At 37.4% G+C, this 13,187-nt stretch carries 9 protein-coding genes; 8 read left to right on the forward strand and 1 reads right to left on the reverse strand.

Annotation, left to right across the window (positions count from 1 at the left end; genetic code table 11):
• The first annotated feature begins 321 nt into the window (after positions 1-321).
• Positions 322-816: a transcription elongation factor GreA gene (gene greA, locus CKF54_RS00150; protein WP_119524175.1), complete on the forward strand. Its 495-nt coding sequence runs from the start codon at positions 322-324 to the stop codon at positions 814-816.
• A gap of 130 nt (positions 817-946) precedes the next feature.
• Here the strand turns inward: greA and CKF54_RS00155 are convergent, their stop codons facing one another.
• Complete coding sequence (locus CKF54_RS00155) at positions 947-1,285, reverse strand: YhbY family RNA-binding protein (RefSeq protein ID WP_119524169.1); 339 nt, start codon at positions 1,283-1,285, stop codon at positions 947-949.
• A gap of 1,309 nt (positions 1,286-2,594) precedes the next feature.
• On the opposite strand from CKF54_RS00155, the gene CKF54_RS08225 reads away from it, so the two are divergent.
• From CKF54_RS08225 to CKF54_RS00190, 7 genes are all read left to right on the forward strand, one after another.
• Positions 2,595-2,759, forward strand: a complete 165-nt coding sequence (locus tag CKF54_RS08225; RefSeq protein ID WP_262407781.1) for a hypothetical protein — start codon at positions 2,595-2,597, stop codon at positions 2,757-2,759.
• Between the two features lie 146 nt (positions 2,760-2,905).
• Entirely contained in the window at positions 2,906-3,541 is a 636-nt protein-coding gene (gene rlmE / locus CKF54_RS00165; RefSeq protein ID WP_119524170.1) for a 23S rRNA (uridine(2552)-2'-O)-methyltransferase RlmE, read from the forward strand.
• A gap of 236 nt (positions 3,542-3,777) precedes the next feature.
• A complete protein-coding gene (gene speA / locus CKF54_RS00170; protein WP_262407782.1) occupies positions 3,778-5,739 on the forward strand; it encodes a biosynthetic arginine decarboxylase in 1,962 nt (653 codons plus the stop codon).
• A gap of 14 nt (positions 5,740-5,753) precedes the next feature.
• Positions 5,754-6,686 carry an agmatinase gene (gene speB / locus CKF54_RS00175; protein WP_119524171.1) on the forward strand — a complete coding sequence of 311 codons (933 nt, stop codon included), beginning with the start codon at positions 5,754-5,756 and terminating at the stop codon, positions 6,684-6,686.
• A gap of 327 nt (positions 6,687-7,013) precedes the next feature.
• A complete protein-coding gene (locus CKF54_RS00180) occupies positions 7,014-9,068 on the forward strand; it encodes a hypothetical protein (protein WP_119524172.1) in 2,055 nt (684 codons plus the stop codon).
• Between the two features lie 126 nt (positions 9,069-9,194).
• Positions 9,195-11,882, forward strand: a complete 2,688-nt coding sequence (locus CKF54_RS00185) for a penicillin-binding protein 1A (protein ID WP_119524173.1) — start codon at positions 9,195-9,197, stop codon at positions 11,880-11,882.
• Positions 11,883-11,892: 10 nt separating this feature from the next.
• Positions 11,893-13,140 carry a hypothetical protein gene (locus CKF54_RS00190; RefSeq protein ID WP_222987449.1) on the forward strand — a complete coding sequence of 416 codons (1,248 nt, stop codon included), beginning with the start codon at positions 11,893-11,895 and terminating at the stop codon, positions 13,138-13,140.
• The last annotated feature ends 47 nt before the right edge of the window (positions 13,141-13,187 follow it).

Genomic DNA, 13,187 nt, shown 5'->3' on the forward strand with positions numbered 1-13,187 from the left:
GATTACTACCAATATGCTAGGTTAAGTTAGCAAAAGTACTAAGTTGAGTTAGCAAAGAACTAAGTTAATCTACTCAAGTAAAAATAACTTTTAAATCTCGGAATCTCCTCTGAGATTTAAAGTTATTTTTAATTATTATTAACTTATGTTATAATGATTAGGTGCAAAGAAAAAATATTAACCGGTAAATTTAATTTACCGGCTAAGCAATTATGCTTCATAACCCGCTTTACTTCGGGTTTTATTTTTTATTTAAGATTATGGGCTACCTAATTTTTTTAGGTAGATATTTTTTTAATTAGACTAACAGAATTTATGACTATCGAAACAATTCCTATTACGCAACGTGGGGAAAGACTTTTACGTAAAGAGTTAGAATACTTAGTAAGAGAACGTCGTCCAGCAATTACTAAAGCAATTGCTGAAGCTCGTGAACACGGCGACTTAAAAGAAAACTCTGAGTACCATGCAGCGCGTGAAGAACAATCTTTAATCGAAGCTCGTATTTCTTATATCGAAGGTTTAGTAAGTAACGGACAAGTTATTGATGTGACTAAATTAGATGTGGAAACCGTAGTTTTTGGTTGTAAAGTAAAACTATACAATATTGATACTGATGAAGAAATCACATATCGTATTGTTGGTGAAGATGAAGCTGATGTTAAATCAGGTCGCATCTCTTACAAAACACCAATCGCTCGCGGTTTAATCGGTAAAGAAGAAGGTGACGAAGTAACAATTGTTACTCCAAGCGGTAAATTAAACTTCGAAATTCTTGAAGTTGAATACTCAAACGAGCCTGTAGATGCAGAATAAAAAGAGCGCAAGTAACTTGCGCTCTTTTTAATTAGTTATTTTGTTTGCTTTCCTGAAATTAAGTTCAGTAAAGTTTAAATTAATATTTAAGTTAATCAGCTAAAGCAATCTGCTTGATTAACCAGGTCAATTAACGACCACGAAAAACTTTTAGTTTTTCTTCAACTTTTTTCGCTTTTGAAGGTTTGTAGAACACAGCAATGTTACCTACGATACGAATTAAATGTACACCTTCAGTTTGGCGTAAGATCTCGTCACAGATTGCTTGACGGATTTGTTTACGCTCTTCAGCAGTATCACCCTCGAAAGTCATTTTTACTTTAATTAACTCGTGGTGATCGATACTGTTTACAAATTCTCTAATAACTGCATCAGTTAATAAATTTTGCCCAATCATAACTACAGGCTTTAAGTCATGAGATAGGCCAAATAATTCCTTTTTAACTGCAGTTGTTAATTTTAAAGCCATTGAAACCTCACATTTACATGTAAATATTACAGAGGCGTATTATAGCATATTTTTCCCTATAGCGCTGATAAAAACGCTTATTTTGCATATTTTTATGCAAAATCTTCGCTTTTGCGCTATAATATAGCTTCATGCTTAGTTAAACCTAGGTCTGAGTTAGTGCTTTAGAGCTTCAATCTAACTCTACTCTAGCTAGGTTATTAAGGATGAAATTTTTTATTATTAACCATTAATTTTTAAACTATTTGTATGTTTAGTCTAGTTCATTCGAAAAACTTTATAGCTTTTTAATTATCCCCTTATTTTCTTGTTAACTATCTTACTTTATTGACTAGTTACCTTTACTATCTTACCTAGCTACTTGCTCTTTTTAAATAACAAAACTAGAGCTTAGCTTGAAGAAAGTTAATTTAAAAATGGTAGCTGTATAACAAGTTAATAAGTAACGGTAGACAAAATACAAGAAAAACTTTGATTAAATAAAAGCCCCATAAATTTTTTCGAAGTAACTACCTAATTTTATACACAAGTGTATCCGCTCTCTTGAGAGTACGATTTCTATATACTCTTTTTAAAACAGAGATTTAATACTTAATATATAGAAAAACTTGTTTATTTAACTTAGATAGAATTAGGATTATGGTCAGTAAGCCTCCCTGTAGAAAGGTTATTTGCAAGCGCTTCATTTGTATAGATCCCCTTTTGCTTTTATACAAACATTTAACATCTAACAGCAAATGCAAATATAGAGGTAACTAGGTTCTTACAACTGAATCTTGCAAAGTTAACTTGTGACTTACATAATTACCATGGCTATAAGGATACTCCTTATCCTGGTAAACATGTAGCAAACTAAGAAATTAACCAAGAAGATAAATAAGTAGTTAAATTCTTAACTCCTCCTTAACTAAAGGTAAAGGTAGATTGTTGCAATCTCCAAGCTTCTGGTTATATTTGTTAGACAAACTACAAGTTAACCTTATGTAACTGTTATAGACAACTGTGAAAGTTGCAACTATAGATATAACTAGTTAACTAAAGTTATAAAACTTTACACTAGTTACTGGTTTTTGAGGTAAGGCTTATTAGGATAGCTTTTTAGTTAGGAGAAAAAAACTGCTCTAGAAGCTAACCTAGTTTAACCTTGAGAACTAGCTTAACTTGTTTTACAACTTTGACTTAGTTTTACCCTTTATAAGTAAAACGGTAAAAGTTATAAGCTTTATAACTCTTTCTACATTTACCCCAAAATCTTAATAATGAACTAAGACAATAAACATACAAAGTAACAACAAAGAGGAGATATCCCGTGTCTAAATCAAATGAAAAATTCTTTACAGCATTAGGTTGGGTTGCTACTTGTACTTCAATGTTAATGTACGTTGCGTACATTCCACAAATTGTAAACAGCTTAAACGGGGTTAAAGGTGACTTTATTCAACCAATGGCTGCAGGGGTTAACTGTACTCTGTAGGTACTTTATGGTTTATTTAAACCACAAAGAGATTTACCTCTAGCTGTAGCTAATATGCCTGGAGTAGTGTTTGGTTTCTTAGCTTCTGCTCTAGCATTAATTAATCACTTATCATAAGGTAATTTTCTAAAGAAGCTTAACTCTTTATGGCAAAGAAAAATATTTCAGTAAGTTCTCGTCGTTGGTTAAATGAGCACTTTAAAGATCAATATGTACAAAAAGCTCATGCCAATAAACTAAGATCACGAGCTTACTTTAAATTAGAAGAAATCCAAAAAGTCGATCGCATTTTTCATAAAGACATGATCGTAGTTGACTTAGGAGCAGCACCTGGAGGCTGGTCGCAATACGCTTCTACTGTTATCGGTGAAAAAGGTAAAGTTATTGCCTGCGATATTCTCAACATGGATCCTTTATTCAATGTTGACTTTTTACAAGGTGACTTTCGTGATCAGGCTGTACTTGAAAAGTTAATCGAAATGATTGATGGTCGTCCAGTAGATGTAATTCTTTCTGATATGGCACCAAACTTTTCAGGTAACCCAAACGTGGATATTCCACGCGCTATGTACTTATGTGAGTTAGCTTTAGAAATGGTCAAAGACTGTTTAACTAAAGGCGGAAGCTTTGTAATCAAAATCTTCCACGGCGAAGGCTTTGAAGAATATTTAAAAGAAGTTCGTCGTCTTTTTAAAACAGTTCGTATCCGTAAGCCAGATGCTTCGCGTGACCGTTCGCGTGAAGTGTACATAGTAGCCCTTGATTACAAAGGCACTAATTAATAATTTTTGAGATTATTAATTGTTTCTCAATTTTCATAAATTTAAGACCTAGGGCTTACGCCTTAGGTCTTTATTATTTCTCATTAATTACTGTTATAATCGTTTGCTTAAACTGTTATAATATACTGGCAAGTTTTTGCTCCTTATCTTGTTGGAAAATACTATTGGTTAATTGTATTTTTACAGGTCAATTGTATTTTCACGGGTTTTAATTTTACTATTTAGGAGATTAAGCAGTGGCTGAACCTATTGCTCCTTCAATTACACCTCTTTCGCATATTGCAAGAGAAGGGAATGAACAAACACTACGCGAAGTAAGTAACATTCAATACTGGGGAATGAACTACTATAATGTAGATGAAAACGGTGATATATACGTTTGTCCAAATCCAGACAAACCAAAAAATCGTATCTCTCTAAAAAAACTAGCTCAACGTATGGAAGAATCATACGGCGCACGTTTACCTGCATTATTTTGTTTCCCGCAAATTATTAAGCATCGTTTACGTTCGATTAATAAAGCTTTTAGTGATGTAATTAAAGATTACGATTACAAAGGTGAATATACACTAGTTTACCCTATTAAAGTAAACCAACACCGTCGTGTAGTTGAAGCTCTAAAACATTCAGAGCAAAAATATGGTCTTGAAGCTGGTTCAAAAGCTGAATTAATGGCAGTAATTGCCCAAGCTGGACTAAAAAAACATACTATTGTATGTAATGGTTACAAAGATTTAGAGTATGTTCGTTATGCCTTAATGGCAGAAAAACTTGGACATAAAGTTTATCTAGTTATTGAAAAACTATCAGAAATCTACTTAGTACTCGAAGAATCTGAGCGTCTAGGTGTACACCCTCGTCTAGGGGTACGTGCGCGTCTAGCGTCACAAGGTGCCGGTAAATGGCAATCTTCAGGTGGTGAGAAATCAAAATTTGGTCTGTCATCAACTCAAGTACTACGTTTAGTAGAAATCTTACGTGAAGAAAACAAACTAGATTGTTTACAACTTCTACACTTCCACTTAGGTTCACAATTAGGTAGTATCCGTGATATTGCTACCGGTGTCCGTGAATCTGCTCGTTTTTACGTTGAGTTAGCTAAACTTGGCGTTAATATCAAATGCTTTGACGTAGGTGGCGGTCTTGGGGTTGACTATGATGGTAGCCGTGTAGGTTCTGATCGTTCAGTTGACTATGGTCTACGTGAATATGCCGAAACTATTATCTGGGGTATTGGGCAAATTTGTGATGACAATAACTTACCACACCCAGATATTTTCACGGAATCAGGACGTGCAACTACAGCACACCACGCTATCCTAATCTCAAACGTAATTGGGGTTGAGCGTTACCAAGCGCAAGAACTAGAACCACCAAAAGAGACTGATCCAACAGTACTACACTCTTTATGGGAAACTTGGGAAAGTATTAATACTAACCGTGATAAACGTGCTTTACGTACGTGGATTCACGAAGGTCAATTTGACCTTGAAGATGTGCACCAACAATACATTGTGGGTACAATTAGTCTTGAACAACGTGCATACGCTGAACAACTTTACTTAAACATTTGTTCAGAAGTAGCTAAATTATTTACTACGCAAAACCGTTCACACCGTCAAGTTATTGACGAGTTACAAGAGCGTTTTGCTGATAAAATCTGGGTTAACTTCAGTTTATTCCAATCATTACCTGATGCTTGGGGGATTGACCAACAGTTCCCAGTAGTCCCAATTAGCCAATTAAATGATCCAATTGAACGTCGTGCAGTTTTACTAGATATTACTTGTGACTCCGACGGTTTAGTGGAATCTTATATTGATGGTGACGGGGTAGCTACTACTCTACCTATGCCAGATTTTGAAGTAGATAATCCTCCACTAATGGGCTTTTTCATGTTAGGGGCATACCAAGAAACACTTGGGAATATGCACAACCTATTTGGGGATACTACCACAATTGATATACGTATTACGGGTAAAGATGAGTTTGAAATCTTAGATCTATACCATGGTAATACTGTGTCTGATATGCTTGAGTATGTGTATATCGATCCGAAGAAAATTCTGGAAAGATACCGCGAGCAAATTTATGCTTCGAACTTAAGTCAAACCGACAAAGTTAAATTCTTAAAAGAATTAGAACTAGGTATGACTGGTTACACTTACCTTGAAGAAGACACAGAAATCGATTATTAATTTGCTTAAAGAAGATGAAAACAAATACTAATACTTTAAATCATCGTGAAGATATTTCTTTAGTATCTAACAATTTTGGTTTTTTACGTTTACCAATCAACTTTGAACCAGCAACTTCAAATGCAGACTGGGTAATTACAGGGGTACCATTTGATAGCGCAGTTTCAGGTCGCTCTGGTACACGTTTTGGTGCTGAAGCAATTCGTCGTGCGTCAGTAAACCTAGCTTGGGAACACTGTCGTTTCCCTTGGACTTTTGATGTTCGTGAACGTTTAAACATTGTTGACTGTGGTGACTTAGTGTACGCTATGGGTGACAACGCAGACTTTACTGCACGTTTAGAGCAACACGCAACTAATATGCTCCAAGCTGGTAAACGTTGTTTAACTTTTGGGGGTGATCACTTTATCACTCTGCCATTATTAAGAGCGCATGCTAAACACTTTGGTAAACTAGCTTTATTACACTTTGACGCGCATACTGATACTTATGATAATGGTTCTGCCTATGATCATGGTACTATGTTCTACCACGCGCCTAAAGAAGGTCTAATTGATCCTAAACACTCTATCCAAGTAGGTATTCGTACCGAATACGATCGTAACTTAGATTACACTGTATTAGATGCACCTACAGCTAACGATCTAACACCAGAGCAAATTGTTGCGCGTATCAAAGAAGTAGTTGGTGACATGCCGGTATACTTAACTTTTGATATTGACTGTTTAGATCCAGCTTATGCTCCAGGTACAGGTACACCGGTTATTGGTGGTATGACTCCTGACAAGATCTTAAAAGTTATCCGTCAATTATCTGACTTAAATATTGTTGGTATGGATCTGGTTGAAGTATCTCCTGCATTCGATCAATCTGACATTACAGCTCTAGCTGGTGCTACTCTAGCGTTAGAAATGCTTTACATGCAAGGTGCTAAAGTTAAAGCTTAAGCTCATAACAAAACTCAGATAAAACACCACAAATAAAACACTAAGGGAAAAATAATTTAGCCAGTAAAAAACTAAATTACCTTACCCTTAAACAAAACTTAAACAAAAAATGCTCCTTTTACAGAGGTAAAAGGGGCTTTTTTTTGTCAAAACCTTGATATTTATCTGCATTTGGTGGTACACTGAAGTAGTAAAAAAATATCTAAAAAATATAAAAAAATTACTTTATATAAATTACTTTTTTTATATTTAGCATCTCACCGGTACCAGTGAGATAAATTTGGATATTTTTTATCCGAATTTCCATTATAAAAGCTTTTAAAATTTATGAGTAACAATGCAATGTTCATTTTCTTGCTCTTAGTATGTATCGGCATGTTGCTATTTCTCGGATACCGTTTTATTAAACGCAAGCCCCATCAAGATGCAATAAGAACTAACGTAGAAAAGAAAAACTTTCAGGGAGGCGCTCACCTCAAACCAACCGTGAGCCAAAATCTACGTACGCAAAACCTTGCGCAAACCCTGCAAAACAATCTTGAAGCCCTCTATGCTCAAGAAAGTAACAAGAGCGCAAGCTCCACTTCTCCTAAAGTAGACACTACTTTAGGGCAAGCGAGCGCCCAAACTACGGCAAATGTAACCGGAGCTAATGCCAGCTTTGCTGGGCAAGACCTAAAAGTTACCGGAACTACTGCCTCTTCAACCAACAACTCAACAAAACAACCACAAGTTGAATTAAAAGGTAACGCTAATAGTGCTGCTGAAAGCTACTTTGGTAAATCCTACACTGTTACAGGGCAAGCTAAAGAAAGTGCTATTGAGCAAACTAATAAAACTCTAGCAGAAAAAGAGTTTAATATTAATAAAGAGCGAACTATTGCTACGGATAATATTAACTCGGTTTACAAAATTCGCGAACAAAGACGTTTAGCTCGTGAGCTAAACCCAGAAAAAGAACTTTCTTTAACCGAAGAACGTAACTTAAAAGACAAGGCTAAACCAGCAACTAATGTTGCAACCAATGCCACGAATACTCCTAAAACTACTACAGTTAACCCTAGTCGAGGAGCTACCCCAATTAAAGCTCCTGAGATTGCTAAGTTAACTGAACTAGTAAACAAAGCAAGTAACGCATCTACTGCTACGCCAGCAGGAGCTAAAGCGCAAGCTGGAACTCAAGAGCAAGTAACTAACTCTGCTCATGCTTCTGCGCAAGCAACAAGCGCAACAGCTACGAGTAAAGTTGCAAATAACGCAGGAAATGCGCCTAAGCAGGCAAGCACAGCTAAAACCACTAGCCAAGCTCAAGCTACCCCAGCAACTAATAGCGCTCCTGCTACTAAAAGCGCTCAAGCAAATGTTGACGTCAACTTGCTACAAAAGTTACTTAAAGAGCTAAACAAAGTTGCCCAAACTAATCCAGCCCTTTATCAACAAATCATGGCTTTAATCCAAAACAAAGCAGATAAAGAGCAAGCTCCGCAAAAAGCTAGCGCCCAAGGAGCTCAAGGTGCGCAAGGTACCCAAGGGAACCAAGGAGCACAAGGATCAACTCAAGCAACTGTTAAAGCTTCTGCAGCAAATTCTGCAACAGCTTCAGCAGCAAGCGCCTCAAGTGCTACTCCGGCAACTAAGGCAAATGCAACAGCTAGTGGCAAAGAAGTCCAAGCAAGTGCTAACCCTGTTAAAGTCAACGAAACTAAAGCACAAAACATCGTTGAATCTGCCGAAGAGGTTGCGGAAGCGGTAACTGGTTATCAACAAAACCTTGCACAAATTGCTCGCCAACGTGCGCAAACTAAAAGTGCACAAGTTGCTCCTGCAAAAGTAGAGCCTTATGTGGAAAAAGATCCTGTCGTGCTTAAACTAAATTCTTTATTTGAGCACCCAGAGCAGTACATAGTGTTTAAAGTAAAACACCAACGTAGTGCTGATATCTCTGCTTCCCGTTTAAACAACATTCTGCGAAATCTCGATTCTGACTTTAACGAGAATATTGTTAACTATACTACCTTTGTCGGAGATCAAAATCGTTTAAGTTATAACAATGTCTGGCGTCCATCTAGTTCGTCTTCCCAAGAGATTGTTATCTACTATCTCTTTAATGAGTTTGGTCAATGGATTGGCGAAAATCAAAGAGAAAGTTACAAGTACTTATACATTTATGTCTCTCGTCGTATTTTAAGTAATGACGAAGCTTTATCAATTCTTATTACCCAATTAACTAAGATCTGTGATAAGCTTTCAGCTTACTTAGACTTACGTGGAACTATCTTTAAATCGGTACAACTTTGTGCTCCACCAGCAAGTATTCGTCGTCAAGTAAACGACGTTCTTGCCCAAGGTGAAGTTGTGCGTCATAGCTCACGTTTTCAATAAACGTTTAAGACCAGCCATAGGCTGGTCTTTACTTTTGAGAAAATTATCACTATAAACTATTTAGTTTAAAGATATGTTAAAATAAACCGTTAGAAAAAACATTAGTTTTAGTTTGTAAAACTTAGCATGAAAGTAAAAAAGATTTTTAATACCTTATTCTATACAGGTTTAACCCTCGGAACCATTGGGGCAGCAAGCTTAGTAGGTTTTTACTCTTACCTCTCAACCGACTTGCCAGATGTTAAATCATTTACCCCTACCTTTTCAGAACCTTTACGTGTATACGATCGTAATGGTGAACTTATTTCTTCATACGGCTCAGAACGCCGTATTACTTTAACTTATGAGCAATTTCCAGAAGTTCTACGTGATGCTGTAATTGCAATTGAAGACCGCCGTTTCTTTGAACATGGTGGGGTAGACTTCCGAAGTATTGCTCGTGCCTCTTACATCTTATTAACGACACGTTCTAAGTCACAAGGGGCTTCAACTATTACCCAGCAAGTTGCAAGAAACTTCTTCTTAAGCTCGAAAAAAGAATTTATTCGTAAGTTTAAAGAGATGATCCTTGCCGTACGCATGGAAAAAAGCATGACCAAGGAAGAAATCTTGGCTGCTTATATGAACAAAATCTATTTAGGGCACCGCTCTTACGGTTTTGCCGAAGCTGCTCGTACTTACTTTAACAAGAGTGTAGAGCAATTAACTCTTTCAGAAGCTGCGCTTCTTGCTGGTATCCAGCAAGCTCCGTCTAAACTCAACCCTATCTATAGCTTAAAGAACGCAACCGCACGTCGTAACCAAGTGCTGTTAGCTATGAATGAAACCGGAGCTATTACTCAAGCCCAATATGAGCAAGCGATTAATACTCCAGTTGAGTTAAACCCTAGACGCGTAGAAAACCAAGGGGTTGGCTATGTCTCAGAAATGGTACGTCAAGCTCTATACAACCGTTATGGTGAAAAAGCTTATAGCGAGGGCTTTAAAGTTTATACTACCGTTGACAATACTTTACAACGTCAAGCTACTGAAGCTTTACGTCGTAACTTAATTAGTTACGACCAACGTAAAGGTTGGCGTGCTGATGACAATCAGCGTTTCCTTTTTACTAATGGTGAAGAATTAGTTTCTTATCAAGATCACCAACACATTCAGGTGAAAGTTAAAGAGGAAGGCAAACTAGTTGAACGTACTCTAACTTTAACTGACATTATTAACCGTTTTAAACTTTCAAACTACTCACGTGCTTTTGATCCTCTTTACCCTGTAGTGGTACTTAAAGTAGGACAAAGTGAAGCGCAAGTAGTTGACCTTAACGGTAATATCATGCCTCTTAGCTTAAAGAGCATGGAATGGGCAGGGAAGTACATTAATGCTGACCGTAAAGGAGCTGCCCCTAAAGCAGTTACAGATCTTCTTTCGGTTGGACAAATTGTCTACGTTGAGAAAAAAATCGGTAACCAAGGCGTAGAAGCGTCTTTATCGCAAATTCCAAACGTAAACTCTGGTTTAATTAGCTTAAACTCAGTTGACGGTGCGATTGAAGCTATGGTGGGTGGTTTTGCTTATGATCTTTCTAAGTTCAACCGTGCAACTCAAGCAACTGTACAAGTTGGTTCTTCATTTAAACCATTCTTATACGCTGCTGCTTTAGAGAAGTTCTCAGCTCTATCTTCATATACCTACAGCTGGGGAACAATTGTGCGTGATGAGCCTATTGCCATCCGCGATAATGACAAGATCTGGAAACCTAAAAACTACGGTGACCGCTATAAAGGTGACATGACTTTACGTCAAGCCTTTGCAGAATCACGTAACATCATTGCCGTTAAACTAATGCAACAAGTAGGTCCTAACTACATGTCGCGTTTCTTACAACGTTTAGGTTTTAGTAGTAATACTTTCTTACCAACCTTATCGTTAGCGTTAGGGACAGCAAACTTTACGCCATTAGAAATGGCGCGTGCTTACGCGACTTTTGATAATGGTGGTTTCTTAATTAATCCGTATCTAATTACGCGTATTGAAGATATCCAAGGTAATGTAATTTACCAAGCAAACCCATTAGTTGCGTGTGTCAATGACACTCCTGAATGTAATAACATTCAGCCAGTAGATCCAATTACTGACGATACTGAATTTAGTACAGCAACTAACCAAGATCTAATTAACTTAGACCAAACAGGTTTAAGTGAAGAAGATGACTTAGATGCTTTAATTAACGCAAGTACCCAACAACGTTCAGTAAATCAAAGTGAAGCTGCTTCGGCTACTGACACAGGTTTAAGTGACGAAAGTACAATGGCGCATCAGAACAATAAATACGCTCCACGTGTTTTAAGTGCAGATGTTGCTTGGTTAATGTGGTCAGGTCTAAACTCAAACGTTTATGGTCGTCCAGGTTATAGCGGTACTGCTGCTAGAACTGCTAGCCTACATCACCAAGATATTGGTGGTAAAACAGGGACAACTAACGACTCTAAATCAGCATGGTTCGTTGGTTACGCTAATAAATACGTAACAGCTACCTTTGTAGCATTTGATAATGCAACAACTCTAGGTCGTCGTGAGTTAGGTGGTAGCCTCGCCTTAAATAACTGGATTGCTTTTGAAAAATTCCAGTTAGCAGATGTTAAAGGAACATGGACTCGTGCTATGCCGGATAATATCCAAGGCTATCGTATTAACGCTCAAGGTTACCAAACAACTAATGGTGGTTACATTGAGTTCTACCGTATTCCACAGGTACCTCCAGTTGCCCCATCGCAAGATAGTAACCTTGACTTAAACTCAGATGAGTCAGGTATCTTCTAAGGAGAAACCCATGACAGATCCACAAATAACTCGCGGAGTTCTCCCAACAGAGTTTGATTTAAGTCGCGATGGTGATCAAGTGGTCTACCCGCACGACTATCGTCAACGTCAAAGAGAAGTTGAAGTCTATGCTTTAATTCCTTTTGACAATGACGCTGTAACTTTAAAACTGGCGTTAAACTCTTTAACGCCAGCGGTAACTAAAGGGGTACTCGTGTACCCTGAAATGTTACCGGGAGTTGAAGCTGATCAAAGCCTTGAAATTGCTACCGAGTTTGTTACCGTTAATCCAGGTTTTAAACTAGTAAAATATCCTATGCCAATTGTGCCTTATCACAACAGTTGGATCAAAGATAACTTTTACTCGGGTGGGGTATCCATTTACTGGCTTAAACATCAACTGCTAAACTTTGGTTTAGTAAACCTTAAAGCTCTAGTGAAATCTAACCAAGACGAAGATAAAGCTTGGTTATTCCTTGCTAATCCTTGGACAGCTTACGGACAAGATGAGCTTGCTAAAGCGCTTAGCCAGGTTAAAGAGCAAAACGTAGAGTTTGATCTCTTTAACTTCACTAGTCAAAGCCTTGCGCTTGCTCATGACAAGCTCTTTAGTCAGAAAAAAGGAATCGCTTCTCTCTTTTCCGCTTTAGGTCGTGAGCAAATCTATAACGCAACAACCTTAGAAAAAGCGCAACTAGAAACTACCTCTGCAAGAGCTAACGAAGAGCTAAATATCATTGCCCGTTTAGCTAACTTTGAAGCTTTTACTACACTTGTTCATAGAAATGAACAAGAGCAAGTTACCAAACTTGAACTTGGTACCAAACTAAAAGCTGAAAGCCAAAGTTGCACCAGCGACTTAAGTTTAGGCACAAGTTTACCTTGGGAAAGTAGCTTTGCTTACCATGGCGCTCAAGCCTTAGATAAGCAAGAAAGTAAGCTAGAAGAGGCAAGTAAGCAACAAGAAGCAAGTAAACTAATCAACGCAGATCAAGTTAACTTTGCTTTAACCGAGCTCGCTTACCCTTTAGTTAATCGCTTAGCTAAACATCCACAAACGCAGTTTGACAATTTAAACTTTGATCCGCAAGAACTACTAAATAATAGTTTGTATCGCATTGATCAGTGGATTAACGGCTTTAACATCCGTGCAAGCTCAACCAATCTGACAAAAATGGATAAGTACAACTTACAAGAGCAATCTAAGCTCTACCAAAGCTACTTCAATGCTTACGTATTTAATCCTATTGTCAAATAAGTTTCTTCCTAAGGTACGAATGTACGAATATATAGGGATTCCCGAAC

The sequence above is a fragment of the Psittacicella hinzii genome (assembly GCF_003585885.1).
Taxonomy (GTDB): domain Bacteria; phylum Pseudomonadota; class Gammaproteobacteria; order Enterobacterales; family Psittacicellaceae; genus Psittacicella.